The 25,987-nt window shown below is 60.5% G+C and carries 31 protein-coding genes; 24 read left to right on the top strand and 7 right to left on the bottom strand.

The window, feature by feature from the left end; genetic code table 11:
• Nucleotides 1-23: 23 nt before the first annotated feature.
• The 7 genes from D0T11_RS18740 to D0T11_RS18710 all read right to left on the bottom strand — a co-directional run bounded on the left by D0T11_RS18740 (nt 24) and on the right by D0T11_RS18710 (nt 6,973).
• Nucleotides 24-245 (bottom strand): hypothetical protein, encoded by a 222-nt coding sequence (locus D0T11_RS18740; protein WP_119657341.1) that lies wholly within the window; start codon nt 243-245, stop codon nt 24-26.
• 60 nt (nt 246-305) lie between these two features.
• The gene (locus D0T11_RS18735) at nt 306-821 is read right to left on the bottom strand and encodes a hypothetical protein (protein WP_119657340.1); all 516 of its coding nucleotides are present in this window, start codon (nt 819-821) and stop codon (nt 306-308) included.
• Nucleotides 822-839: 18 nt separating this feature from the next.
• Nucleotides 840-1,445 (bottom strand): hypothetical protein, encoded by a 606-nt coding sequence (locus D0T11_RS18730; RefSeq protein WP_119657339.1) that lies wholly within the window; start codon nt 1,443-1,445, stop codon nt 840-842.
• A 143-nt stretch (nt 1,446-1,588) separates the two neighbouring features.
• Complete coding sequence (locus tag D0T11_RS18725; protein WP_119657338.1) at nt 1,589-4,264, bottom strand: phage portal protein family protein; 2,676 nt, start codon at nt 4,262-4,264, stop codon at nt 1,589-1,591.
• Between the two features lie 89 nt (nt 4,265-4,353).
• Complete coding sequence (locus tag D0T11_RS18720; protein ID WP_119657337.1) at nt 4,354-5,001, bottom strand: hypothetical protein; 648 nt, start codon at nt 4,999-5,001, stop codon at nt 4,354-4,356.
• Nucleotides 5,002-5,007: 6 nt separating this feature from the next.
• On the bottom strand, nt 5,008-6,534 hold the full coding sequence (locus tag D0T11_RS18715; protein WP_119657336.1) for a hypothetical protein: 1,527 nt from the start codon (nt 6,532-6,534) through the stop codon (nt 5,008-5,010).
• Nucleotides 6,524-6,973: a phage terminase small subunit-related protein gene (locus D0T11_RS18710; RefSeq protein WP_119657335.1), complete on the bottom strand. Its 450-nt coding sequence runs from the start codon at nt 6,971-6,973 to the stop codon at nt 6,524-6,526. Before D0T11_RS18710 ends, D0T11_RS18715 begins: the two co-directional genes overlap by 11 nt.
• A 208-nt stretch (nt 6,974-7,181) precedes the next feature.
• Between D0T11_RS18710 and D0T11_RS18705 the strand changes: the two genes are divergently transcribed.
• The 24 genes from D0T11_RS18705 to D0T11_RS18590 all read left to right on the top strand — a co-directional run bounded on the left by D0T11_RS18705 (nt 7,182) and on the right by D0T11_RS18590 (nt 25,969).
• On the top strand, nt 7,182-8,339 hold the full coding sequence (locus tag D0T11_RS18705; RefSeq protein ID WP_119657334.1) for a Clp protease ClpP: 1,158 nt from the start codon (nt 7,182-7,184) through the stop codon (nt 8,337-8,339).
• A 66-nt stretch (nt 8,340-8,405) separates the two neighbouring features.
• Nucleotides 8,406-9,293 carry a hypothetical protein gene (locus tag D0T11_RS18700; RefSeq protein ID WP_147374728.1) on the top strand — a complete coding sequence of 296 codons (888 nt, stop codon included), beginning with the start codon at nt 8,406-8,408 and terminating at the stop codon, nt 9,291-9,293.
• 111 nt (nt 9,294-9,404) lie between these two features.
• On the top strand, nt 9,405-9,860 hold the full coding sequence (locus tag D0T11_RS18695) for a glycoside hydrolase family 73 protein (protein ID WP_119657332.1): 456 nt from the start codon (nt 9,405-9,407) through the stop codon (nt 9,858-9,860).
• Nucleotides 9,860-10,273 carry an N-acetylmuramoyl-L-alanine amidase gene (locus D0T11_RS18690; RefSeq protein ID WP_119657331.1) on the top strand — a complete coding sequence of 138 codons (414 nt, stop codon included), beginning with the start codon at nt 9,860-9,862 and terminating at the stop codon, nt 10,271-10,273. The genes D0T11_RS18695 and D0T11_RS18690 overlap by 1 nt, the downstream gene beginning before the upstream one ends.
• A gap of 5 nt (nt 10,274-10,278) precedes the next feature.
• Nucleotides 10,279-10,968 (top strand): hypothetical protein, encoded by a 690-nt coding sequence (locus D0T11_RS18685; protein ID WP_147374727.1) that lies wholly within the window; start codon nt 10,279-10,281, stop codon nt 10,966-10,968.
• Between the two features lie 60 nt (nt 10,969-11,028).
• Nucleotides 11,029-11,532: a hypothetical protein gene (locus D0T11_RS18680; protein WP_119657329.1), complete on the top strand. Its 504-nt coding sequence runs from the start codon at nt 11,029-11,031 to the stop codon at nt 11,530-11,532.
• 67 nt (nt 11,533-11,599) lie between these two features.
• Complete coding sequence (locus D0T11_RS18675; RefSeq protein ID WP_119657328.1) at nt 11,600-12,868, top strand: DUF2586 family protein; 1,269 nt, start codon at nt 11,600-11,602, stop codon at nt 12,866-12,868.
• Nucleotides 12,869-12,883: 15 nt separating this feature from the next.
• Nucleotides 12,884-13,315 (top strand): hypothetical protein, encoded by a 432-nt coding sequence (locus tag D0T11_RS18670; RefSeq protein ID WP_119657327.1) that lies wholly within the window; start codon nt 12,884-12,886, stop codon nt 13,313-13,315.
• Between the two features lie 66 nt (nt 13,316-13,381).
• A complete protein-coding gene (locus D0T11_RS18665; protein ID WP_119657326.1) occupies nt 13,382-13,720 on the top strand; it encodes a hypothetical protein in 339 nt (112 codons plus the stop codon).
• Nucleotides 13,721-13,761: 41 nt separating this feature from the next.
• Nucleotides 13,762-13,944: a hypothetical protein gene (locus D0T11_RS18660; RefSeq protein ID WP_119657325.1), complete on the top strand. Its 183-nt coding sequence runs from the start codon at nt 13,762-13,764 to the stop codon at nt 13,942-13,944.
• Between the two features lie 9 nt (nt 13,945-13,953).
• Entirely contained in the window at nt 13,954-16,170 is a 2,217-nt protein-coding gene (locus D0T11_RS18655) for a phage tail tape measure protein (RefSeq protein ID WP_119657324.1), read from the top strand.
• Nucleotides 16,163-16,876, top strand: a complete 714-nt coding sequence (locus tag D0T11_RS18650) for a DUF6046 domain-containing protein (protein WP_119657323.1) — start codon at nt 16,163-16,165, stop codon at nt 16,874-16,876. Before D0T11_RS18655 ends, D0T11_RS18650 begins: the two co-directional genes overlap by 8 nt.
• A gap of 1 nt (nt 16,877) precedes the next feature.
• A complete protein-coding gene (locus D0T11_RS18645; RefSeq protein WP_119657322.1) occupies nt 16,878-17,249 on the top strand; it encodes a hypothetical protein in 372 nt (123 codons plus the stop codon).
• A 10-nt stretch (nt 17,250-17,259) separates the two neighbouring features.
• Nucleotides 17,260-18,267 (top strand): hypothetical protein, encoded by a 1,008-nt coding sequence (locus tag D0T11_RS18640; protein ID WP_119657321.1) that lies wholly within the window; start codon nt 17,260-17,262, stop codon nt 18,265-18,267.
• Nucleotides 18,264-18,857 carry a hypothetical protein gene (locus D0T11_RS18635; RefSeq protein ID WP_119657320.1) on the top strand — a complete coding sequence of 198 codons (594 nt, stop codon included), beginning with the start codon at nt 18,264-18,266 and terminating at the stop codon, nt 18,855-18,857. The genes D0T11_RS18640 and D0T11_RS18635 overlap by 4 nt, the downstream gene beginning before the upstream one ends.
• Nucleotides 18,847-19,143, top strand: coding sequence for a hypothetical protein (locus tag D0T11_RS18630; protein ID WP_119657319.1), 297 nt, complete (start codon nt 18,847-18,849; stop codon nt 19,141-19,143). Before D0T11_RS18635 ends, D0T11_RS18630 begins: the two co-directional genes overlap by 11 nt.
• Nucleotides 19,136-19,441, top strand: coding sequence for a hypothetical protein (locus D0T11_RS18625; protein WP_147374726.1), 306 nt, complete (start codon nt 19,136-19,138; stop codon nt 19,439-19,441). The genes D0T11_RS18630 and D0T11_RS18625 overlap by 8 nt, the downstream gene beginning before the upstream one ends.
• 33 nt (nt 19,442-19,474) lie before the next feature.
• Entirely contained in the window at nt 19,475-20,866 is a 1,392-nt protein-coding gene (locus D0T11_RS18620; RefSeq protein ID WP_119657317.1) for a hypothetical protein, read from the top strand.
• 8 nt (nt 20,867-20,874) lie between these two features.
• Nucleotides 20,875-22,410 carry a hypothetical protein gene (locus D0T11_RS18615; RefSeq protein ID WP_147374725.1) on the top strand — a complete coding sequence of 512 codons (1,536 nt, stop codon included), beginning with the start codon at nt 20,875-20,877 and terminating at the stop codon, nt 22,408-22,410.
• Between the two features lie 59 nt (nt 22,411-22,469).
• Nucleotides 22,470-22,790: a hypothetical protein gene (locus D0T11_RS18610; RefSeq protein WP_147374724.1), complete on the top strand. Its 321-nt coding sequence runs from the start codon at nt 22,470-22,472 to the stop codon at nt 22,788-22,790.
• Entirely contained in the window at nt 22,790-23,620 is an 831-nt protein-coding gene (locus D0T11_RS18605) for a hypothetical protein (RefSeq protein WP_119657314.1), read from the top strand. The genes D0T11_RS18610 and D0T11_RS18605 overlap by 1 nt, the downstream gene beginning before the upstream one ends.
• Nucleotides 23,607-24,143: a hypothetical protein gene (locus D0T11_RS18600; RefSeq protein WP_119657313.1), complete on the top strand. Its 537-nt coding sequence runs from the start codon at nt 23,607-23,609 to the stop codon at nt 24,141-24,143. The genes D0T11_RS18605 and D0T11_RS18600 overlap by 14 nt, the downstream gene beginning before the upstream one ends.
• A 4-nt stretch (nt 24,144-24,147) precedes the next feature.
• On the top strand, nt 24,148-25,053 hold the full coding sequence (locus D0T11_RS18595; protein WP_119657312.1) for a hypothetical protein: 906 nt from the start codon (nt 24,148-24,150) through the stop codon (nt 25,051-25,053).
• Nucleotides 25,054-25,060: 7 nt separating this feature from the next.
• Complete coding sequence (locus D0T11_RS18590) at nt 25,061-25,969, top strand: ISAs1 family transposase (RefSeq protein ID WP_119657311.1); 909 nt, start codon at nt 25,061-25,063, stop codon at nt 25,967-25,969.
• Nucleotides 25,970-25,987: the final 18 nt, after the last annotated feature.

The raw sequence follows: 25,987 nt of genomic DNA, 5'->3' as shown, positions 1-25,987 counted from the left end.
CCGTTGGGGTGGCCTTCTTTCGTTTAGGCAGCTTGGGCCCGGTTGGGTGGCTCGGCAGTTCGGCGGCGGCGGAGGGAATCGTATTGGCCCCAGCAGATGCGCTCGATGGTGCTAGGCTCCAGGAAGTAGCGCGTGCCCAGCTCCCGGTAGATGTAGTCCTTCGTGTATTTCTTCTCTGCCACCATCCGTTTGAAGTCGATTTTAATGTTCGCTTCTTTGAGTAATTGCTTGGGACGTCCCTTCATACGGATGGATTGAATAACAATGATATGAAAATACCGTGCCTCTACCAACGGTTTTAGCGGCTACACGTCAAATAATTTAGTAGGCTCCGGGCCGGGATTTGGGCCTTCCCGCTTTACCAGGGGCGAAATATCGAAGATGCGGCTGGCGTAGGTGAGGCGGTAGACGATAAGGTTGGTGTTGGTGCTGACCGGGGAGAAGCCGATGCGGTCGAGGTTGCCCACGGCTGGGTGAGCATAGCCCTGGAGCAGCTCATGGACGCGGGCGCACAGCTCGAAGTAGTGCAGGGCCTCGTTCCGCTCCACTGATTCGAGGTTGGTGTCCTGGAGGGTGCTGACGGCCACGTACAGGTTGGTTATCAGGCGCACGTCCTGCTCCTTCAGGCCTACGGTATTGAGGTCGTCGCTGCCGAAGTCGAAGAACAGGGCCGGGTAATCGATGGCTTCGGCCAGTTCGGGATATTCGGTTTGCTCGTACCAGAGGTCCACCCAGTTGAAGGCGGGGCGGCCGTCGTCGTCCAGCACGGAGTCTTTCAGGAAGCGGCCCAGGTGCTGGTAAGCGTTGGAAACAATACGCATAGTAGTAGGGAATGGGATTTAGGAAGCCTGCCAGAGCTTGTTGAGCTGGCCGAAGAACTGCCGTTCCACGCGGTCCATCAGCTTGTCGCTGGCCCCCATGAACTGGCGGCGGGGCATTACGGTGTTCACGCGCCGGCTGTGGGCCTCCACGGTGCTGGTGCCCGTGGTTACTTTCGCGTACTTGGCTTTCCTGGCACGGGGGCCGGACACTTCATCCTGGTAGGAGTTGGTGCGGGTGTGGGCCTTCACCCGCACCGTGGTCTGGATGCGGCCCCCCTCGTTGTGGATACCAGCGTAGTCCACGTCCTGGTTGCCGGCCAGCACCTTCACCTGCTGGGGCAGGGCGTAGCTGATACGCAGGGTGCGCCGCAAGGCTCCGCTCTTGATGAGCAGAGCCCGGCCGCTCTGCCGGCCGCCGTCGCCTAGGCGACGGCCCTTGTTTTCGGTGTCGCCTTTGCGGGGCTTCCAGCGGATGAACACCTTGTCGGTGAAGCCGCCGTTGTCGAAGTTCTCATCGAAGACGGCCAGCGCCGTGCGGCCCACCATGCGGGGCCACTTGGTTTGCTTGAATTCGTAGAACCGCTGGCGGAACTCCTCGAAGGGGATTTTGGGCTGGTTACTCATCTGATTTCTTCGTATCTTCGTATCAGAAAATACCCACTGCCGCTGCTTGAATAGGTGCTAATACGGCGGGGCTGGCTTCGGCTGGCTGCAAGGAGAGCAGCGTACAGGGTTTATAAGAGGCCGCCGGTTCTTCCGGCGGCCTCTTATTTTTTGTGAACGAGTAGGCCGCGCCGGGCTTCATCAATCAGGTTGGGCCGGACCTGATACCAGGTTTGCAACGATTGAGGCGTGCCCTCATCAAAACCAACCACGGCCCCCAGGACTACATCATCTTGATAGAATTTCAAGTGGAGGTAGCTCAGCTTGGCGTTAGGGCCGGCCGGGTTTCCGTTGTTGGCATCCACGCTCTTGTCGAAGAAGTACACTTCGTCCGGGTCGCTGAGCACCGCGCTGATATCGAAGTACAGCTGTTGCCGGTTCTGGTCGCTGGCCAGATATTTTGGCTTCAGGTGAGTCTGAAGTTCTTTTTCCCGCAGGAAAACGGGCATTCCCCGATGGTCAACGTACCGCTTCACCTTGTCCATGGCCGTGGCCTCGAAGTCATCCAGAGCATCCTGCTTCGACTTGTTCTGAAGCGTGTGGGCCGGGAAGTTGGTTTGCGTAAGGTCCTTCCACCGCTCTTGCCCCTGCTCGGAGTATTTGAGCTTGCCTATCTGGAACTTCACCTGCTCCGGGTCGGGAAGCCCATTCATATAGTTCTGACGGTCGGTGAACAGCTTCTTCTTGTCGATGCGGTCAATCAGGAAGCCGTCGCGGGTGAGGCGCGTCACTTCGTCGGTACCCAGCAGGCCGATGGCGTCCTCGTAGGTGGTCAGCTCCCCATCGTGGTCGTCCTCGTAGATGTTGTGGCACCGGCAGTTCCAACCCAGCGGGGCCACGAACTTGCGCCAGTCGTCGGTGGCCAGGCTGAAGACGCGGTTGTGCAGGGCGGCATGGAAGGGCCGGGTCTTATCATCGAGCGTGGCTTTGTAGCGCATGAATTGCGCCCCATCAGCTACGGCCCGCATGGCTGAAGCGGTCTGGGTGCTGGTGGCCTTGGCCATCTCGTACTCCGTGCGCAGGTTCCGTTCGTTCAGGTTGGCCAGCACCTTGCCGGCCTGCTTTTGGAAGTCATCAAAGTCCAGGCTATCCTTGAGTAGCTGGTTGAGTTGGAGCACCTGAAACACGGTTTTGTTGTGGCCGAAGCGGTGAACATCGGCCTCGAAATTGGCCCTTACCAGGTGGTCGTCGGCCCCGTATTCCACGCTGAGGCCCGCGGCGGGCAGCCCTTCGGCCACGCCCGCCAGCAGCTTGCTGTGGGTGCGGCGGAAGGAATCGTAGCTCCAGCCCCGGCTACCGGCGTTGTCGTAGAACGCCCGCAGGTAGGCATCCTCTTCAGCGCTCATGGTGGGCACGGCCGCGCCGGCCGGCAGCTCCCGCATATTGGCGGGGGCTATGCGGCCGGGCGTGCAGCAGCCTCCAGTGGGGGCGTGCTGGTTAGCCGGCAGCGGTAGGCCCTTCGCTGCCGGCTTTGCTTTTTTTGACACGGCATCCGTCAGGACCTGCTCTACTTCGGCTGCGCTCTTGCCCGTGATGGACTCTATCGGGATGTCGTACTTATCCGCGATGTAGGCTGGGTCGAGGTTGTAGAAGGTGAGCAGCACCCCATCAATCTTGATCTGCTCCTGGGGCGACATCTCCATCGAATCATCCCGCACGTAACGGCAGCCCTGCAACGGGTAGCCCAGGTAGTTGAGGCGCGGAATCAGCTCTTCGTTGATGAGGTACTCCAGGAAGGTGCGGTCGGCCTCGTGCTTCAGCTCCGCTACTTCCAGGTGAACGGTGGCCTGGCTCTTGCTGCCGGAGCCTTCGTCAGTGGTCAGGGTTTCACCGCTGATAACCTTGCTCATCTGCCGGTCGCAGTAATTGAGCAGCTCCAGGAAGCACTTGTGCGGGTCGGTCTTGGCCGACTCCAGCAGCTTCATTTCCTCCCCAGCGTGGAAGATGCCCCACCCGGCGCTACCCATCTTAGCCAGGATTTGCGCCAGCCGTTCCTCCCGTTTCTTGTCGGGCCGGGGCATCACGACGGAGCGGAAGGGCAGGCCCAGCTTCTCATTGTACTCCGACCAGTGGCCCAGGGCGTACCGTTTGGCCAGGGCCACGGGCGTGATTTTGTAGAGCAGGCCCAGGTCGGCGGGGCGGCCGGCCTCCAGGTAGTAGTGGCGCACGGCGTCGGCCCGGAAGCTGCTGCCCTCCTGGTCGAAGGTGTTGACCACCCACTGGCCGGCTTCGGGCCGCACGTGGGGACGGGGTACCAGCTTCACGCTTCGGAGCGGGAAGTATTGCACCGTGCGCTTGTCAATCTTGAGGCTTACGGGCTGGTCAGCCTGGTCGAACAGCTCAATCAGGCTGTGCCCGTAGGCCACCGATTCGATGGCGAAGCGGATGAAGTCGCGGAACCAGAGCGTTTGAAACAGGGTCGTCAGCTCCGGCTGCTCCGTATTGTCGGCCGCTACTATCTTGAACTTGTTGGCCTGAAGCTTCTCCGTGCGCTTATCCATCAGGCTGGTCAGGTGCAGGTCGAGCATCACGCCATCGAAGACCAGGTAGAGCTGGCGGCGGTTACGTACCAGCGGGTGGCGGGCGGCATTCACGGCGGCGGTCCACTCCTGGAGGGAGATGGCCCGCTGGCTGATGGCTTCGGGCACGATGCCAGCGGAGGCCGATTGCCCGGGGGCCTCACCCATCCGGGCGCGGTTCTCCACGAAGATGCGGCCATCGGGTACGCGGCTTAGTACGAATTCGGTTACCCTATCCAGGGTGCGGTCAAGGAAGCTCATAGAGGCGCTGTAAGCTAGTGGGGTGGTGTGAAGGGAGCCGGCAAAGGGTGCGAAGGCCGTGGCGGGCCTGCTAAACACCCGCTAAACGGTTAGTAATAATGGGTGACGGGGTAGTTGCTACCCCAGCGGATGGTATCCGACGATTCGGAGGGCCGGATGTGTTGGGCCAGGTTGGGCGTCAGCAGCCCGTCGCGCACCTGCTCCAGCCACTCCTTGGCCAGGTTGTACATGTCGATGCGGAAGGTGGGAATCTTGCGCGGGGCCACCCGCTTGTGGAGCAGGAATAGGGCGATGTCCACGCAGTAGCCCACCAGCTTGGCGTCGCGGGGGTCGCGCTCCCGCCAGCTGTCTTCCCAGTAAAGGTTGGCTTCGAGGTTGCCGGGCTCCACGCCGATGCTGGGGGTGAGGGCCTCGTACCAGAACCCGGCGTGCCAGGCGTAGTTGGTGACGCGGCCCACTGCGTTGCGGTCGTAAGTGGGCAGGTACACCACGGACTGCCCTTCGATGAGCACCGATGCGGGCAGGGCCGGCGCGTAGGCGTGGGCGGCGCTCCATTCCCCGATGCCGCCGAACACGTTAGGCAGGTCGAAGCGCTGGCCCAGGTGGTCCTGCATCCAGGAAACAGCGGCGGCTTCGGCGCGGGCAATCAGGGTGAGGTCGTCGCGGACCAGCTGGTAGAGCTGCTCATCTTTGATGGCAACATCCAGGTCGTCGGAAGTCAGGAAAGAGTAGAGCATGGTGGGCTAGTAAATTTTGCTGGAGGTTTCGCGGGGCCCCAGGATGGGTTCGGAGTCCTCATAAATCTGCCCGGCCTCCAGTTTGGAGAGAGCTTCTTGCAGGGCGTCGGGAAAGTCGTCCTTGGTGGTATAGCCCGGCTCGATACCCTTCACCTGTTGCAGGCCCCGCTGCACATCGGGGTTGTGCTTCTCCAGCTCGTTCACGTAGAATTCGCGGCGCTGCATCATGGGCAGCATCTGGAGGATGCGGCTATACTTGTTACCCTGGGGCCGGTCGTCGATGATGATGGGCAGGCGCCAGCCGTATTCCTTGGCCACTATCTGCATGGCTATTTCCACGGCGTCGGTCCAGAACTGGCGTTCGGCATACCACTCCACCACCACCGTGCGGGGCAGGCCTAGCTGGTACTCATACATCCAGCGGATGGCCACCTCCATTTTACACTGCTGGCAGAAGCCGGTTATCAGGTGCTTATGGCCGGCCGGTGTGAGGCCCACGATGGGGATGGCGTTAAAGTCGGCCGTCTTGCTTTCAGAATAAGCAATGTCCCACTGGCCCACGATGCGCTCATAGTAGTCGCGGCGGGTCAGGTTGGGGCCGTAGGGCAGGTGGTCGTCGGTAAAGATTTTGCCGGCCGTTTTGGGGTCGTTCATGTACTCCGTATCGAAGGCATCGGTGCCGATGCGGCGGCGCACCCGGTCGTAGAACTCCAGCGTGTAGTAGTTCCACGAAGGTTGGCCATGCTCATCGAGCGCATTCACCTGGAAGGTCTCGAACTCCGGGTTTTCCGACAGGCAGCTGAGGATAGTGTAGGGGCCGATAAGGTTTTGGGCCATGTTGAAGCGCCCGCCCTCGACTCCCATTGCCGGGATGAGGGCGCGGAGCACCCAGCGCACCGACTTGTCTACCTGCTTCGGGTTGTTGATTTCCTCATCGTCGTCCACGTCATCGAGCACGATGTAATTGGGGCGCTGGGGGCCGTTGCGCATACCACGCGGGCTCTGGCCTTTGCCCAGGGCGAAGAAGCGTCCGCCCCGCTTGGTGCGGAAGTCGCCCTTGGCCCAGGTGCCCTCGTTCAGAAGCGGCCCGAAGTCGGCCAGCAGCTGGGGGTTGCCCTCCAGCTCGGCTTGCAAATCGGAAAGCAGCACCTTAGCCGCGAACAGATTCTTGCCCACCAGAATCATACACATCGGTTCCTCGTGGAAGATGTGCAGCCAGATGGGCTCCAGTACATCGGCGTGGGTGGACTTGGCCAGGCCGCGCCCCCACTTGCGCAGCAGGGCAATATTCTTATCGCGGCGCGACTTGTTGGCAGCCTTGACGTGGAAGGGGGCGCAATCGGTTTTGGCCCAGTGCGGGAAGTACTGGGTGACCATGTAATTATAGTCCGCCCTGGCCCGCTTGATGCGGTCCTCTTTCTGCTCGGCACTGTGCTGCACTTCGGGTCGGGCGCTGTCCTTGATGATGGCCAGCTGGTTTTGGTAGCGTTGGAGCGCCTCCAGTTCTTCCTTGCGGGTGGGCTTATTTGCCATTGCTGCCGGCCTTCAGGTTCAGAAACTGGCTTTGGTAGTCGGCCAGCTTGCCCCGGAACTGGGGCTCCTTGCTGCCCACGAAGCCCATGAACTCCTGGCACACCTGGATGTAGGTGGTGATGGAGGTAGCGCCCTGGAGCTTCTCAATGGTCATGCTGATTTTGAGCAGCTCATCCCCAAACTTGGTGGTGCCCCCGCCCCGCATGTCGGCCAGCATCTCTTCGGAGCGGAGCTGGAGCATGGTTTGGAGGGTGGCCACCGTCTGGGTAGTGGTGGCCATGCGGCCGGCCCGGAGCACGTCCCATTTCCCGGCCGCAACCCAACCCGTCATGGTCTTCTCCGTGACGGCTACCAAAGCGGCAATCTCCTTTTGTGTTTTGTCGGTTTCGATGAATAGCGCCTTGGCTAATTCTCGCTCCTTGTCTTTGCGTTGGGCCATACTATTTTCAAGTTGTTGTGCCCTCAACTGCACACTGTGGAGTGATTTGCACAATGATATGTAACGCAACAAAGATGCTAGGCCGCAGGCAAGACCTTTTGTAATTTTTCAATATGTTGGGCGCTGAACACCATAGTGTTGTGCAGTAAATGCAACACTGTGAAGCCCGATTTTTTAGCCGGCTCCCGGCTCACCAGTTTTGTGGCCTATGAAGCAGGTCATCCACACGTCGAAGCACCTTCAGGTAACCATGCAGGGGCTGGTAGCTGACATCAATATCATTGGTGACATCAACTGGTACAGCAACGATTCCGAGACATTCACGCGGCTAATGGCGGAGCTGAAGGCGGCGGGCGTGACGGAGCTACGCGGCTACATCAACAGCGGGGGCGGCAGCATGTACGACGCCAACGAAATCTACAATCAGCTCCAGGCCTTCGAGGGCCGCAAGACCTGCCGGCTGGGTGCCTTGGTAGCCAGTGCCGCTACCGTCATCGCGTGTGCTTTTACTGATGGTATCGAGGGTGCGCCCAACATGCAGTACATGATTCATAACCCGTGCGTGCATGCCTCGGGAGATGACAAGTCCCTGGAGTCGGCCATCCAACTCTACCAGAATTTGCGTCAGTCGGCCCTCGATATCTACGGCGGACGCACGGGCCTGGCCGAAGCGGTGCTGTCGGATATGATGGCCCGCACTACCTGGATGACGGCCGCCACGGCCAAGAGCAAGGGCTTCATCACGGCCATCACGGGCCAGGCCACGGAGCTGCCGGCCGATACGCTGGAAGTGCTCAACAAATACGCTTACGGCAACGTGCCGGCCGCCCTGAATCAGGCGGCGCAACCTCCCCAGACACCCCAAAATTCTTCTTTACCAAATACAACGACAATGAACAAAGCAGCAATCATCGTAACGATGGGCCTGCCCAGCGACGCTTCCGACGCTCAAGTTGAGCAAGCCATCATGAGTATGAAGGCTGCCAAAGACCTGGCCGAAAAGACGCTGAAGGACGACCGCGACAAGAACGCCACCCAGCTGGCCACCATGCTGGTTGACCAGGCGGTGCAGGCCAAGAAGATTGGCGCGGGTGAGCGGGAAGAGTACATCAAGGACGCCGTGATGAACTACGACCTCACCAAGAAGATGCTCGACCGGATGCCCGCCGCCGGCACCCCGGCCACCAACCAGGTGAAGACCGACGCCGGCACGCCCGACGCCACCAACAACGCCGGCACTGAGGACCGCAACAAGTGGAACTTCAACGACTACATGGAGAAGGACGGCAAGGCCCTGGTGGAGATGGCCAACAAACAGCCGGAGCAATACAAGAAGCTCTTCGCTGACCGCCAGCCTTTCAAGTAGCCCAACCCTTTAGCGGCTGTTTAGTCGCCCTTCACTTTCCCAAACAAGTACCCAAAGACATCAACAATGGCTGTTGTATTACAAGAGTTGTGGCTGGCCATACTCCTCGAGAAGTTCCGCTTCACGAGCACCTGGGCCGCTGGCCTCAAAAGCGAGTCGTCCTTCGTGGGCAACAACGTGATTCACCTCAACGAGATTGGGGCTGACCCCACGGTGCTCATCGATAACACGGTGTACCCCATCCTCACTACGACCCGTGAGGACCAGGACATCACGGTGGCCCTGAAGAAGTACGAGACTACCAACACGCGCATCACGGACGATGAGCTGTACGGCCTGCCCTACGACAAGCCCGGTTCCGTGATGGCCCAGCACCGCATCACGCTGGAGCAAGGCATGTTGGCTCACGGTCTTTATACCATCGCCCCACTCAGCAACACGGCCCGCACCCCCATCATCGTGACTTCGGGTGAGGACGATGGTACCGGCCGCCGCCGGATGACTCCCGGTGATATCATTCGCCTCAAGCGGATGTACGACGACGCCAAGATTCCCAAGGAGGGCCGCAAGCTAGTGCTGGCCCCAGAGCACTCGGAAGATTTGCTGCTGGCCTCGCAGGTGTTCCGTGAGCAGTACCACATCATTGCCACCGGCCAGTTGCTCCCCCTCTATGGCTTCGAGCTGCACGAGGATGTGAACGCCCCGGTGTACAACGTGGGCACCAAAGTGCGCAAAGCCTACGGCGCGGCTTCGGCCCCGGCTACGGATGCCAACGCTTCGGTGGCGTTCTACAATGCCCGCTGCTTCCAGGCCCTGGGCACCAACAAAATGTATCACCGTGAATCGGCCCTTGACCCGGAGACTCGCTCTTCGGTATGTGGCTTCCGCCAGTGGGGCATCATGATGCCTTACTCCCGCGACTCGCAAGCGGCTATCATCAGCGGCCGGGTTTAACCGGCCCTTCGCCAACCGGCTCCGGCCGGGCGGGCCACCTGCTTAATGCTCAGGATGCGGAAGCACTGACAAGCGGGGGTCGCCCGGTCCGGGGCCATCGGCCGAAAGCTCATGACAGCCAACGAATTTATCGCCACCTACGCGCCGGCCGCTCAGCGGGCCTGCCACGGTACCGGCCTACTGGCTTCCGTGAACCTGGCGCAGGCCATCCTGGAAAGCGGCTGGGGTGGTAGCGGCCTGGCCCGCATGGCCAACAACTTCTTCGGGATGAAAGCCGGCACGAGCTGGCGCGGCCCGGTGGTGACGCTGCCCACCAAGGAGCAGCTGCCCAACGGCAAGTGGATAACAGTACAAGCGGCCTTCCGCAAGTACGCCACCGCCGAAGAGGCCTTTGCCGACCGTGTGGCTTTGTTCCGCCGGCTTGCCCGCTACCAGCGCCTGTTCCAGCTGGACGACGCGGCCACCGAAGCCCGGCTGCTCCGCGAGTGCGGCTACGCTACCGACCAACGGTACCCCGAAAAGCTGCTGGCCATCATCAAGTCCTACAACCTGACCCGCTACGACTGATGCGAACCATTACCCACATCGTGCTGCACTGCACCGCCACCCCGCAATCGGCAACGGTGGCGGGCATTCTGAACTACTGGCGCACGCAGCTGGGGTGGAAGAACCCAGGCTACCACATCCTGATCGAGCCGAACGGCACCTGCCACCGGCTCCTGGCGGATGAAGTGCCCAGCAATGGGGTGAAGGGCCACAACGCCCACAGCCTCCACGTCAGCTACATCGGCGGCGTGGATGGCCGGGGCCGGCCCCTCGACACCCGGACGCCTCATCAGTTGGCGGAGATGGAACGCATCGTGCGCCGCTGGAAGGCAGAGCATCCAAACGCACAAGTAGTAGGGCATCGGGATTTCCCGGGCGTCACCAAGGCGTGCCCCTCATTCGATGCCCGCACCTGGTGGGTATCCATCCATTAAGCAACATGGGACTATTCAGTTTCAAGAACGTGACCAGAAGCAGGATCAGCAGCATCCTGGGGGTCATCATTATCCTGACCAGTCTGGTCAGTGTCTTTTACCCTGGGGTGAGCTGGGGCGACGCGGCGGTAGGAATGGGGGTTGGGTTGGTCCTGATGGGCCTGAAAGACCCGCCCCTATCCGGTGCCGCTAGTGCTGGTCTGGTGGCGGTGTGTACGCTGGCGTTGGTGGGGTGCGCCAGCTACACCCGCTGCCTGAACAAGTACGGCGTGGCCTCAGCTCCTTCAGTGGTAGAAGTATCGGATTCAGTAAAGGTGCCCGTGAGCATCACGGTGCCACCCGACAGCCTCAGCACCCAGCTCGACATCGACAGCCTGGCTACCGGCTGGGCTACAGATACAGTCCGGCTGGTGAGCGCCGGTGGCCAGGTCCACGTGGACGTCTGGAAATCGGCCGGCGGTAAGTCCGGCCAGCTCAACCTCCGGGCCAGGGTACCGCCCCGCATCGTGCATGACACCATCACGAAGTTCGTCACGCTCTACGGCAAGTGTCCGCCAGCCTTTACGCTGCAACCCAAGGCCAAGCCGCCCTTCTACCAGCCCTGGCTGGACTACTACCGGACCACCTGCACCATCTTCTTTACGGCCCTCATCGTGCTGATGGGCATTGGATGGGTGCGGCGAATACGACGCTAACCAGCGGCCTTAACGACTTCCAAACGACACGTTTCCTCCCCTCCAACATCCTCTTCTGACATGAAAAATCTTCTTTCTACGGCCCTTCTGGTGGCTGCTGCCCTGCCCTACTTCAAGGAGAATCAGGAGCTTACCAAAGTTTTCGCCACTGCCGATGGCAACATCTTCCTGCCCGATGCCCTGAACCGGGCCCGCCTGCACGCCAAAGACACCGGCCTGGAGGTGCAGACCATCGACCGGGCCACGGCCACCGCCTCGACCGAAGTACTGGAGCAGGTGGTTATCGACACCGAAGCCAACGTGCTCAAGAATGCCAGCAAAGCCGCCGCCCTGGTTGCCACCCACCCGGCTGGCCCCAAGGAGGACGTCAACAAGGTGCCCCCAATTGATGCCGCCCGTGATGCCCAGGAGGCTGGCACGGTGGAAGCCGTAGTGAGCGGCAAGCTGGAGCAGGTAGTGGCCGATGCTACTGCTGAAGCCGTGGTGCCCGTGGTAGTGGCCGACGTGAAGCCCGCTGCCAAGCCCGCCGCCAAGAAGCCCTCGACCAAAGCCGCCGGTAAGTAACCGGCGGCTTCGGCCCATCTCAACCAACTAGCTGGCCCCGGCCGGCAGCCACTCAACTTTCGCACGCATGAACGAATTTCAAGGGCCCGTAATCGGCAAGCCGCGTGGTCGGCTGGGCCGCCGCACCCCTAGCACCGACGCAATCTTCGGGCTGGTGGCTGGCGGGTTGGCCGTGGCCGGCCTGCTGGCCCTGGGCCAGACGGTGAAGCTGATTCAGCCAGAGGACGCGGTGGCCGTGGGCATCAACGCCGCCTACGACGCCAACAACAACGTGCTGGTTTACCACCACGTGAAGCGGTTCTTCCACTACAACCCCGATGGTACGCTGTACCTGAAGCTGGTGGGCCAGGGCACGACCCTGACGGCCATGTGCGACACGGGCGGCGCGGTGCAGCAGCTGCTGCTGGACGAAGCCACCAACGGCGAAATCAAAGGGGTGGGCGTGGTGCTCAACCCGGCCGCTGCTCCGGCCGCCTTCACCACCGGCCTGCACTCCGACGTGCTGACGGCCGTGGCCAAGGCCCAGGCGCTGGCCACCACGCTGCTGGAGTCGGCCGTGTTCGTGGACTGCATCCTGCTGGAGGGTGTCCTGGGAGCCGCCGCCACGCCGACCACGCTGCCTAACCTGCGGCTGCTGGCCAGTGAGAATGTGAGCGTGTGCATCGCGGCCGACCCGGCCGTGCTGGCCGTGAACGGCGGCGCGGGCTACGCTGAAATCGGTGCGGCCCTGGGGATGCTCAGCATCCGCAAGGTGAGCGAGTGCCTGGGTTCGGTGGACGTGACGCGCAAGCCTGAAGCCAGCAAGGGCACCGACACCTACCCGCTGACGGACCTGGCCGGGGGCTACTTCCTCAGCTCGGCGCTCAGCAACGGCCGCCGGTTTGCCACGCTCAGTGGGGCCGACAAGTCCGCGCTGGGGGCCAGTGGCTACATCTACGCCGGCCGCTTCGAGGGCTTCGACGGCACCTACTTCAATGACAGCCACAGCTGCACCGAAGTGAGTGGCGATTACGCCTACATCGAGGACAACCGGGTGTGGAACAAGGCCGCCAAACTGGTGCGCCAGGCCCTGATTCCGGTCATGCGGGGCGATGTGGAGATTGACCCGGCTACGGGCTTCCTGCCCGCCAGCACCATTACCTACTACCAGACCAAGGCTGGCAAGACGGTGAAGGACATGGCCACGGCCGGCGAACTATCGGGGGAACCCGTGGTGACTATCGAGCCCAATCAGGACGTGGTGGGTGCGGGCGAAATCTCCCTGGAGGTGGGCTACGTGCGGCGCGGCGTGCTGCGCCGCATCCGGGCCACAGTGGGTGCTATCAATCCAGCGTAACTAAGCATCAGCATTATGGCCAAAGCCAAAATCATCAACAAGTTCGGCACCATGCTGGGCTGGAACAACATCGCGGTGAACCTCTTCGGCCGGGAGCTGGAGGGTTTCGACTCCCTGAAGTACAGCGACAAGGAGAATCACACCCTGGTGTTCGGCGGGGGCAAGTATCCCATCGGGAAGGCCAAGGGCAACTACGAGGCTGAAGCGTCCATCTCGCTCTACCTCGAAGAGAACATTGCCCTGCTCAAAAGCCTGCCCAAAGGGATGCGGATTCAGGAGATTCCCGACTTCGACATTCCGGTGAGCTACGAGTACCAGGGGTCGATTTACACCGACATCATCCGCAACTGCTCCTTCACCACCAACGGCCGCGAATCCAAAAGCGGAGAAGGTAAAATCACGATGGAGTACCCGCTGGTCTGCACCCACGTGGACTACAACGTGTAGCCTTCGGGCTGCCACGCACAGCCTTCGGGCTTTTCTCAACCCCTCATTTAACACCCGCTAAACACCGTGATTAAACTTGATAAGCAGCCAGAGCTGACGGCCGAAGAAATTGAGAAGTACGAGGCCGACCCTAAGAACCGGAGCCGGGGTAAGGTGCAGCACGTGCGCTTCCCCTCGGATGCCAACCCCGATAAGCCCGCCGGCTTCTTCATCGTGCGGCCGAACCGCCAGCTGCTGATGGCCGTGACCGATACCGCCAGCAAGGACATGGGCAAGGCCAACGACCTGCTCATCAACAGTTGCGTGCTGGCTGGTGACCTCGACCAGCTGGAGTACGACGACGACCTGTACCTGGGCCTGCTCCAGGAAATCACTAGCCAGGTCGAGGCTAAAAAAAAGCTCTAAAGGCCCTTCACGCGGCGCTGGAAATTGATGAAAGCGAAGGGGTGCATGAAGACCGCAAGGTTGATGCGCTGCTTCGCTTTCATTTTAAGCTAGACCCGCAAGAGCTGGACGACGAAGCCTACTGGCAGCTCTGGTACGACTACCTCTATGCCCGGCAGACAGAGCGCAACCTGCTCTTAGGCGTGATGCGCCAGGTTATCTCCGAAGCCTTCCCCTCAAACTAACCCACCCCAATGGCCAACACCGGCAAAGAAGCAACCTTCATCATGCGCCTGGTCGATATGATCAGCGGGCCGGTAAAGGGTATTTCCAACGTGGTGGGGGCCGCGACGACCAAGCTTACGGGCATGGCCGGCGCGGCGGGTGGCCTGGCAGGGAAGGCCTTTGCCTATAACCAGATGAGCGAAGCCATCCGCAATGTGGGCGAAGAGCTGGATATAGCCACCGCGCCCGGCAAGCGGTTCGATTCGGCGCTGGCGGAGATTGAGTCGGTTACGGGTCTGTCGGGTAAGAAGCTGGAGCAGCTCGGGCTGAAGGCGCGGGAACAGGCTAAGATATTCGGGGGTGAAGCGTCCGGCGCACTGGAGAGTTACAGCGGCCTCATCAACCGCCTCGGGCCCAACATTGCCGGCAACCAAGAGGCTCTGGGGGCAATGGGCACCGACGTGATGGTGCTCTCGAAACTGATGAAGGGGGACGCCAAGGGCGCTTCGGATGCTATCAGCACTTCGTTGCTCCAGTACGGCGTGAACCTGAACGACGCGGCCGAAGCCGCCGCCAAGGCCCACCAGTTCACCAACATCATGGCGGCCGGTATGAACGCGGGCAGCATGGACGTGGATAAAGTGAGCCAGGCCCTGGAGCAGGCCGGCAGCACGGCCCGCAAGTCGGGCGTGTCGTTCCTGGAAACCAACGGCCTGCTTCAGACCATCGCCAAATCGGGCCGCATGGGTTCGGAGGCGGGCGTGGGCCTTCGGAACGTGCTGGCCCGCATGGGTGGCGAAGACATCCTGCCCAAGGAAGCGGTGCAGAAGATGAAAGCGTTGGGCGTGAACATGCAGCTGGTGTCGAACACGGCCCTGCCGATTGCCGACCGCCTCAAGGAGCTGCGCAAGATTCAGGGGGATGCCACGCTGACGGCCCAGGTGTTTGGGGTAGAGAACAAGGTGGTGGCCGATACGCTGCTCGATAACATCGGCTACTACGAGAAGCTGCTACCCCAGCTCAATGCCCACGAGGCCGCCACCAAGGCCGCGCTGCCCATCATGAATTCCTACGAGGAGCGCATGAGCCGGGCCGGGGCCAAGGTGAAGGACTGGGGCATCAGTTTGTTTCAGGCCACGAAGGAATACCTGCCCTTCATTCAGGGTGGCGTCGGGGCCCTCGATACCCTATCGCGCCTGGGCCCGGCGCTGGAGCTGGCCAAGGACGGGGCTTCGGGCCTGGTCAGTGTTGGCGCGAAGGGTCTGACGTGGGTAGCGGAGCTGGGGCCGAAGGCACTGGCGGCCGGCAAGGACTTGGCCATGCTGGGCTGGAGTGGTCTGAAGGCCGGCGGGCAGATGGCCGTGGCCGGCATCCAGGGCATCGGCACCTTCGTGGTGTCGCTGGTGACGGGCAAGCTGAATGTGCTCCAGTTCACGGCCAGCCTCTACCGGAGTGGGGTGGCGGCGCTTCGGGCCGGGGCCATGTGGGCGCTGGCTGGGGTGAGGAGCCTACCCAGCCTGGTGGCCGGCCTCTGGCAGAGCAGCGTGGCCGCCCTGGCGGCGGGCGCGGCCTGGGTCTGGACGGGCGTAACGGCGCTGCCGGCTTTCATTGCCAGCCTGGCGCGGGCAGCCGTGTCGCAGCTGGCTCTGAACCTGGCCATGTACGCCAACCCGGTGGGCGTGTTCATCGCGGGCATGGTGGCCATCGGGGCCGCCATCGGCCTGGTCATCTACTACTGGGACGACCTGAAGAAATACATCCTGGACTTCGGAGCCTGGCTATGGAAGTACAACCCGCTGAACATCTTCATCGGGTTAATCGACAACCTGGCGCCCGGCTTCCGGGAAGGACTATCGGAAATGTTCACTGACCTGGTGAAGTGGGTGTCGAAGATTTGGAGCTGGCTGGGTGATAAGCTGTCGGGCGTGAGCAAGTTTTTCAAGAACATGTTCAGCGGTACGGTGAACATCCCGGTCAACCCCTTCGCCAACATGAGCCCGGACGACGGCAAGGGCGGCGGGGCTCCACCATCGGCCACGCTGGCTAAGCAGAGCAAGGGAGTCGAGAACATCGAGGGCGACAAGAGCAAGGCCCGCATCGTGAACTTCCGCCTCGACAAGCTGGAGGTGAACGTAACCGGCCGCGCCTCGACCGGGGAGCGGACCGACCAGGAAACCGGCGAACGGGTAGCCGGTATCATCGTGGCGGCCCTTCGGGATGCCGAAATCATTCTAAGCAATGGCTGAGGTAACCTTCCAAATCGATAATCTCTACCGGCAGGCCTTCCCCAACCTGGCCAGCAAGCCCCTGGCCAAGCTGGAGGGCGTGCGCGACCTGGCCATCGACCGCCTCGACCGCGCCCTGGGCAACGGCTACCAGCCCAGCCTGGCAGAGCAGGCTCCGGCGGCCCTCGACTTTGGAGGCGTGCAGGCGCTGGCCCTGAAGCAGGGTTCGGAAATGAGCTATCTGGGTACGCCCATTTTCCAGCCCATGTTTTTCGTGGAAGGCACTTACCAGATGCTGGGCACCGGCAGCCGGCAGGGCCAGGTGGTGGAAGCACCCTTCGACAGGTGGCGGCTACCGGCTTCGGCCACTGCCGAATTCAACCGGCCCAAGGAAATCAGCAAGAGCAAGCCCAACGCCGCTTTTGGCACTACTAAGGAGATGTGGGCCTTCGGGGACTGGGACGTGACCATCCGCGGCTTCCTGCTGCACCCGGACGTGAACACCTACCCTGAAGAAGAGCTGCTCCGGCTGCTGCGCTGGGAACAGGTGGCCGATAGCATCGGGGTGGATGGGGAGATGTTCAATTTCCTGGGCATTAGCCGGCTGGTAATTGAGCGAATTAACCTGGGCCGCATCAATGGGATGCCCAACCTGGTCCCCTTCCAACTTCAGTGCAGCAGCGATGAAGCGCTCGAAATCTCTCTACAAAACAATCGACCCCAGTAACGTGCAACTAGATATCACTACGGAAGCCGTCGAAACCGGCATCAACCGGCACCTGGTCCGCATGATGGGCTTGGTCATCTCCAGCTTGCTGGGGGTGGTCGTCTTCTTTCTGGCCCAGGTGTACACCACCGTCCAGAGCATCGACGCCGATAACCGCCGCTTCAACACCTACATCGTGAAGACGGAGGCTCAGATGGCAGGCTTCGATAAGGACCTGGCTTCCATCCGGGATGACATCCGCGGCCTTAAGCAAGCCCAGACGGCCCAGGCCAAGCTCCACGCCGATGAGTGGTCGGAGTTCTGGAAGGACTACGGATTCTTCTTCAACGTCACGGCCCGCCCTGCCCCCAACCGCAATGCCAAATCCAAATAAGCTCCTGCTCATGCTCCTGGTCTTAGTTGCCCACGTCGTTTTCCCGGAGGCCGCCCGCGCGGGAGCCAAGCCACGCCCGGCCTTCAGCGTGCGCAAGGTGGTGTCGGCCCGGGTCGAGGACTCCTGGCGCAACCTGACGGGCACGGCCGAAGTGCAGTTGCCCGGCCACTGGCTGTTTCAGCAGCAGCGCCTGGCCATCAAGGACTGGTTGCAGCGGGGCGACCGGGTAGAGATTCACCTGGGCTACAATCAGAAGCTGGTGAAGGAATTCACGGGCTACGTTACCGACGTCAGCCCCCGCATTCCGGTCATCATCAGCTGCGAGGATGAGATGTATCGTCTGAAGTGGGTGCCAGTGAAGTTCTCCGCCACCAGCGTGCGGCTGCCGGCGCTGCTGCGGGCCATCTGCCCGGCCGACATCCGCATCGATGCGCTCGACGTGGACATGGGCCACTTCCGGGCCAAGAACGTGACGGTGGCCAAGGTGCTGGAGAAGATAAAGCAGGACTACGGTTTCGTGAGCTACTTCCAGGACGGCACGCTGTATTGCGGCCGGGTGTACCTGAAGGGAGCCGATGCGCCCAAAACGGAGTTCAGCTTCCAGCGCGACATCCTGGCCGACCAGCTGGAGTATCGGGAGCGTGACGACCTGAAGGTAATCGTGAAGGCCACCAGCCACCAGCTCAAGGGCAAGAACATCACGGTAACGGTGGGCGACGAGGACGCGCTCGATGCGGAAGAACGCACCCTGAACTACTTCCAGGTAGGCTCGGAGGCCGCGCTTCGCAAGATGGCCCTCAACGACATCAACAAACTGAAGGTGGAGGGCTACAAGGGCAGCTTCACCACTTACGGCCTGCCATCGGTCCGCCACGGCGACCTGGCAGGCCTCACCAATACGGAGTACCCAGAGCGGGATGGGGTCTTCTTCATCGATTCGGTGGTTAAAACCTTCGAGTCGGGTGGGTACCGCCAGGAAATCACGCTCGGCAGCCGGGCAGCACTTCGCGGGCTATGAGCTGGAAAGCAGAAATCCGGGAAGCCGTTCGGGATGTCATCCGGGAGATGATGCAGGTGCCGGCCGTGAGCTGCACCGTCAGGTCGGTGGACCGCCAGGCCGGCACCATCGTGGCCACCGACCCGGACGGCCTCGACTACTCCGACGTCCGGCTTCGGGCCGTGCTGGAGGACGACAACGGGGTGGGCCTGCTGGTGTACCCGGTGGTGGGCAGCCAGGTGGTGGTGAGCATCCTTGACGGCATCGATACCATGACTTTCGTGAGCCAGTACAGCGACATCGAGGAGTTCGTGCTGACGACGGCCGGCGGTATCAGCCTGCACCTGACTAAGGCCGGAGAGCTGCACCTGAACGGCAACTCCCTGGAGGGCTTGGTGAAAGCGGTGGAGCTGAAGGAGCAACTCGATAAGACCAACGCCGTGGTCGATGCCATCCAGCAGGTGTTCGTGGCCACGCTACCAGTGCCCCTCTGGACGCCGGTTCAGCCTGATGGTATCAACTTGAAGGTGGCCATGACCAAGGCGCTGCTCCTGAAGAAGGTGGGCGATTTTTCCGACATCCAAAATCAGAAGGTGAAACATGGTGAATGATATTCTACTGGATGAGAATGATGACCTGCTCTTCGAGAATGGTGACCTAGTGATGGGCCCTTCCGAAGAGCAGGAAATCGGCCTTATCCTCCGCACCAACCAAGGCGACTGGCGGACCAGCCCACTTACGGGCTTCGGCGTGGACCGGCGCACCCGCAATGAGGTGAACCGCGTGGACTTTGAAGGTGAGCTGGCTAGCCAGCTTCGGCTAGACGGCTTCGAGGATGCCCAGGTCCGGCTGTCGGAACAGGGAGAGTTGTCTGTAAATGCCCGCCGCCATGCGTAGCGTCATCATTACAGAGGGGCAAAGCCTGCTCGACATTTGTATCCAGGAGCTGGGCAGCATCGAGGCACTGATGGAACTGGCCGATGCCAATGGCTTGGCTATTACCGACGACCTGGAAACTGGTGAGCAGCTCCAGATACCGGACTCGCTTCTGAGCCGGCCGGAAGTAGCCGCCTACTTCGCGGCCCGCCGCCAACGCATCAACACCGCCAACTACCCCGCCCCGCCCACTGCACCCGCGACGGCCGGGTTGATTGACTGGCTGGACGAAGATTTCATCGATAACGACTGGTTTTAAATGGGAGCTTTTTCAGATAACATCCGGGCCTCAATGGCTCTCAATTTCGTGTCGGGCCGCAAGAATACGGCCGGCAATGCACGGGCCGTAGTGGGCACGATTGCCGATGCCGTAGCCGCGCTGGAAGACCTCCAGCGCGGTGCCCGTATTCTGAGCGGGGCCGGGGTGCCGGCCGCCGCTACCGGCATCGATGGCGACGCCTACATCAACACGTCGGTATCGGACCTCTACCTAAAATCCGCCGGGGCCTGGAACCTGCGCCTGGTGTTGCGCGGCAACAACGGGGCCAGCGCCTACCAGAGCTGGCTGAACGCCGGTAACCAGGGCAGCGAACTGGCTTTTGTGCTGAGCCTGCGCGGAAGCGACGGCCGAAGCGCCTACCAGTCGTGGCAGTTGGCTGGCAACGTGGGTTCGGAAGTGGAGTTCGTGGCCAGCCTAGCCGGCCGTAGTGCGTACCAGAGCTGGTTGGCCACGGGCAACGCAGGCACCGAAGCGCAGTTCGTGGCTAGCCTGAAGGCCAAGGATGGTGACCCGGGCGAACGGGGCAACCGCATCACGGCCGGAGCCACCGCGCCCAGCTCGGGCAGCGTGCTGGTGGAAGCCGGTGATGGGGAGACGATAGGCGCGGGCACCACATTCACCGATCGAATACCGGGCGACATCCACTTCCAAACCCTGTCGGCCGAACGCTTCCGGCTCTGGTATCAGGACCGGGGGACATGGGTGACGCTCTACACCACGCCGCAAGGGGCCACGGTGGCTGATGGTAGCGTGACCAATGAGAAGCTGGGAGCTGATGTGAAGGTGGGTAGCATCGCTGTAGCAAAGGCCGCTTACCCCCAAGCCGACCGCGCCGGATTCAACTCAGCAAGCGACTTTCTGGTTTGGATTGGCCCGAAGATTACCGACCTGTTCAGCCGCGTGGGCTCCCTCGACACCGCCTTCGGCACCCTCTCATCGCTGGTCAACGGTTTCGCAGGCCGAATCTCGGCACTGGAGACCCGCCCCGTGGGCGGCACCAGTACGGGCACCGGTTCGGGTACGGCCAGTTATCCGGCACAGAGTGGAACTACGGCCAACCAGTTCCTTCAGAGCACCGGCGCGGCCGGTGCCGAACGCTGGGCAGCCGTGGTTAATAACAAGGTGGGCTGGATTTTCAACCCCAAAAACGAGCTGAGCCGCAATCAACGATTCTTCAAGGCCACTAGCATCACCCGCATTGAAAAGGACGCCGGCATCAGTACGCTTAGCTACTCGATAAACGGAGCTACGGCAGTGCAAATCGTGTTCACGAACAACGTGTTCAGCCCACCCGCCAACACGCCCCTAAGCATTCCAGCAGGCGCGCTTATTACCTGGTCGCACACCTATGCCGGCGGGTCGTCGGAAGGTGCATTTGAAGTAGAAGCCACCGAAACTGTATAAGCTAAAGCATGGCACATAATTTCAGAATACCCGGCGCCGTTCGCTGGATTGGCCCGGCCGGTACGGCGGGCAATGATGGCACCTCTCCGGATGCCCCCAAAGCCCGGCTCTCTCAGCTGGGCTCTATGGCCTACGCTCAGGGCCGGTGGGCAGTGGGCAATGGCCACTATGTCGAAAACACTCCGCTCACTTTTCAGCTGGCCTCAAGTGGCGGCTTTAACAGTGTAACGCTCACCGCTGATGGGGTCGTGATTGTGCAGGCCCCAACTATAAACTCCTTTTACTGGGATAGTAAGGCGATGAATTTTGAGGGCATGACCTTTTTCGGGCCTACTACCTGGCAACTTGACAATCAGGGCGGGCCCTTTGTGGTGTATAAAAAAAACAATGTTTATATCAATATAGATTTTACCTATACTGGCAGTGCAGGGAATCAGGTGGTGCAATCCTTTGAGGATTGTATTTTCATCAACTGTAGCAGCTTGAGCGCCGTGCATCAGGCAGCCTTTCGGGAATGCGTATTGATCAATTCAAATTTTGCCTCGGTGGCACACTTTCGCTCCGGCTACATAGATGCCAGTAGCAGCATTAAGCTGATGCCGACCGGATTGACTTCCTTCCGTGCAACGGCAAGCGATGTGCTTTCCGCTCAGTATGCGGCGGAGTATGTCTATGACAATTCCTTTGCGAACCTGCCGCGCATTATTATTCGCTCAAATATCCGGGGGCAAGTGGGCATAGTAGGCGGGGCCCTGCTGAGCCCGGCTGATTTTGCGCTGAATTATCCGGATCAGTTCATTGATTGCATCAATGCTGAGCCCTTTTTCAATAAGCCGGAAAAGCAGGATTTCACGCTCCGGCTTGAGAGCCCTCACCTGAGCCGGGCCATCGGACCAAAGCATCTCAGATATGCAGCTAGTTTCTACTTTGGCACGGAAGCGGCGGAAAATGAGACTATCACCGGAGGGGGCGCCGGAAATACCCGGTTGGTCGGCACGGCAGATGGCCAAAACGTTTCTCTCATTAGCGCATCAGGCCTCACACGTAACGCTCAGGCGGGCCTCATAGTCAAGCCTAACAGCGGGGGCAATTTCATCGGGCAGATTCGCTCCGGCCGGATTCGGATGGGTGATGTGCCAATCCGGCTCAAAGCAGTGCGCTATGCCGGTGGCCTCAACATGAATACTGATTTTCCAGGGACTGAGAGTGGCTTTCAGGCGAATCAGCCAGAGGTTTTCAATAACAACGTGCCGAAGTACACCCAACCAAGCGCCGGTAGCAGCGGCCGCAATCCTAACCGGCTCACCTATCAGATGAGATGGAGCACCCTGCCTGATCCGGATGCTGCGGCAGATTCAGATTGGCAGTTAAATGCCGTTTGGCTTGAGTTTGAATGGAATCAGCCGCCAATTTGGAACAATAATCCGGCCGTGCCCAAGGGTAACGGCTCACCGGATTTCGACAATCTAAATCCGGCAAATACGGCCGTTGTGGCATTATGGGTGCAGATGGCCGTTCGGGTGGTGAATAATTATTATCGTTAATGGAGGGGCTCTTTGGTTTATCCTTCCTGAAATCCTCAGTGGTTTCAAATGTGGAGGGCATGTTTGGTTTCTCCTTCACCAAGGAAACCAATGCTCTTTTTGTGGCCCGTAGCCGCAACGGGCTGCCGGTGCGGAATGTGCAGGTAGTGGTGAGCTACAATAATGGCACGGCCCGATCTGAGAGTATTATCTATGAGCACGGCACCGTCTATGAGCGCAACCTGCCGGCCGGAGTGCAGATCACCGCCACGGCGTCAGGGCCGGAGTACATCACTCAGGTGCTCACGTTCACCATCGGCGCTGGGGGCTTTTACAATGCCCTGTTTACGCTCGATTATACTGAGTCCTACTACCGCATCACCAAAAAGCGCTACCTGTAATGGCCAGAACCATCAACGAAATCACGCTATCCATTTCAGCCGCCATTGATGCGGTGTTTGGCAGCGACCGGCCTAACAGTCCCTCCAGCGTATCCGTCTTCAAGCTGCTGGCGGACGTGTCGGCTAGTGTCTCGCAAAAGCTGGAAACGCTCTTCGACCGGCACATGGCCGACGTGGATGCGAAGCTGGCCAAGGCGCAGCCAGGTACGGCCCAATGGTATGCCGACCGGCTCCGCGAGTTCCGGCAGGGCGACGTGGTGCAGGTGGGCGACGATGGCATCCGCTACCCCGTGGGCTCCACTGGCCTGCGGCTCATCACGCAAGCCACGGCCAAGGAGAACGAGGATACGAAGGAACTCTTCATCAAGATTGCGACCGACGACGCTAACGCGCCCGGCGGCCTTCGCGCCCTGACTGAAGCCGAGAAGCTACAGGTGCGCGCCTACCTGCGGGAAATCAAGTTTCCGGGCATGGCCTTGAAGGTGGAAAGCCGCGAGGCCGACCAGCTCAGGCTGGCGGCCGAAGTATATTACGACCCGCTGCTAGAGAAGGAGCTGGTAAAGCAGGCTGTGGTGGCAGCCGTGCGCAGCTACCTGAAGCGGCTGGAGTTCGACGGCGTAATCTTCAACGCCCGCCTGGAGGATGCTATTCAGGCCGTGCCCGGCGTGAAGGATGTGCGCCTGCTGGAGGTTTCCGTTCGCAATGGCCAGGCGGCGGCCACTATCGTTACCCGCGCCTATGAAACCCAAGCCGGCTACATCGTGGAGGATGACGAACCCGGCTCCACGCTCTCAGATACCTTGCAGCTGCTACCCTATGGCCGTATATGACGAGTTGGCCGCGCTCTTCACGCGGCACCCGATTCCGACCCGCTACCGGCTCGACCTGCCTGCCCTGGTGCAAGGCTTGTTGCCGGTAGCGCTCCGCAATAAGCCCCACCTGTCGGGGCTGCTGCTGGCCTTGCTTAGTCCGACGGCCGGCGTGTACGCGGCCTACCTGAGCTACACCGTGCGCGTTCGGCGTGAGTTGACGTACAGCGGCCAGAAACTGGCTTTTGAACGGGCCTTGAACGACCGCTTCGACCCCGACCAGGCCCGCATCCAGCTAGTGGATTCCGACTCACAGGCCCGGCCCTTGTACATCAACTTCGAGGCGGAGCAGCAGCCGCCCGTGTTCGTTCGCATGGAGCCCGAAGGCGAGCCGCTGTACCTCTATGCTGGGGTGGAGCTATCCGGCCAGGTGGGTTTCACCGTGCGGGTGCCCGCGCAACTCCAGCCCCGCGCCGCCGCCCTGAACGCCCGAATCAGAGAGCTGAAACTAGCTCTTATCAATTACACCATCGTTTACTTCTAAGAAGATGCTGAAAGAACTGATTTCAGAAACCGGCGGCCGGCCGTTCTACAACGACGACCTGATGACGCTCCAGGACCAGCTAAGCCAGGCCATCCTGGCTCCCTATCTGTCGCTGCCCTGGTCGTGCGTACTGGTCGGCTGTGATGTGGTGCCCACCGGCGGCGGGAAGTTCAACGTGGGTTGGGGCATTGCCTACTTCAACGGCAGCATCCGGCGTTTCGAGGGGGCCAGCAATGTCAGTCTACCCGCTGAGCTGTACCTGATGCCGAAAGTAGAAAGCAGCATCCGCGCCTACCAAACGGGCGGCTCGAAGCCGTGCATGGTGGAAAGTAAGCTGGGCCTGCGCCCCGTGGCGGGCGGCGGCCTATTGGTTACGGCCGATGGGGTGCTGCGCGTTCACAAAGCGCAGGAAGCCATGTTCCGGTCGGCTGGTGAGTTGCACGCACTCACTGATTTTCCAGCGGAGTATGATAATACCGGCAAGGGCCGCTACGGTACAAAAGCCTATGGCTGGGCCTTGGCGAATGGTCAGAACGGCACCATGCCCACGGGTGGCCTATTCCCCGTCGGCTACCTCAGCAACGATACCGATTACGGTAACACGAAGAAGACAGGTGGTAAGAAGGAAGTAAAGCTGGAGGTGGACCAGATGCCAACCCACAGCCACAATGTAAGTTCTGACGGTCAGCATAACCACAGCTTTAGCAACTGGCAGCTCAACTTTAAAGCCGACCGCTCAGATTCCGGCTCCCGTGAATATGTGCCAGACCCAGGCATACGAAACACCACCTTTACAACAGCTCAGGCCGGCGCTCACTCACACACATTATTTGACACCGGCGGCGGTCTGCCCCACGAAAACCGCCCACCTTATATGGTAGTAGCCTGGCGGCAGTGGATTGGATGGTAACAAGAAAATGGCCCGGCAGACTGCCGGGCCATTTGCGTTTAGCGTATGTTTAACAGCCGATAATCAGGTATTGAATCCATACATGATTGATTTTGCCGAAGTGCTCGAAACCATCGACCACAAACATATTCGTATCGACGGCAAGGAACTGCGCGGCACGATTCGGCAGGGGAAAAAACACGCCGATGCGCAGGTGTTAAGTGCATGGTTAACAGAGGAAAGCATTAGCTTCGGGCAGCTTCAGATAGCCCGGAAATCAAACGAGATAACGGCCATTCCCGAGTTGCTCAACGCCTTAGATTGCCAGGGTAGTATCATCACTATCGATGCCATTGGCTGCCAGAAAGCGATAGTGCAGAAAATCATCGACCAGCAAGCCGACTACCTCATTGCCCTCAAGCGCAACCAGGGCGCTTTATACGAGCAGCTCAGCGAATACCTGCTGAAAAACAAAGCACAACTACCTCGTTATGAGCAACTAGACAAAGGCCACAACCGGGGTGAGAAACGCACGGTGTACGTTACCCCTCGGGTAGCCTGCCTGGAGGCGGCCGAGGAGTGGACGCGCTTGCACACGCTTATTCTAGTGGAATCAACGCGGGTCGTAGCGGGGCAGCAACAGACTAGTACACGCTTCTATATCAGTAGCTTAATCGATACCTGCCCCGAGGTATATGCCCACTTAATCCGGGGGCATTGGGGCATCGAAAATGGCTTGCACTGGCACTTGGACATCACGTTTAGGGAAGACGACTGCCGGGTCCGAAAAGGAAATGGGCCGCTCAATTTGAACATCTTTCGCAAGTTCAGCCTCTTTCTTCTCACGCATGAACCGAGTAAGATTAGTCTGAAAAGAAAGCGTAAAAAGGCCGCCAGAGACGACGGATTTATGCTGGAACTGCTCAAAAGTGCCTAATTTGGTGCGGTAGCCCTA

Source organism: Hymenobacter rubripertinctus (assembly GCF_003583925.1).
GTDB lineage: Bacteria > Bacteroidota > Bacteroidia > Cytophagales > Hymenobacteraceae > Hymenobacter > Hymenobacter rubripertinctus.
The sequence above is the reverse complement of the archived record's forward strand: the minus strand, read 5'-3'. Positions and strand labels throughout refer to the sequence as shown.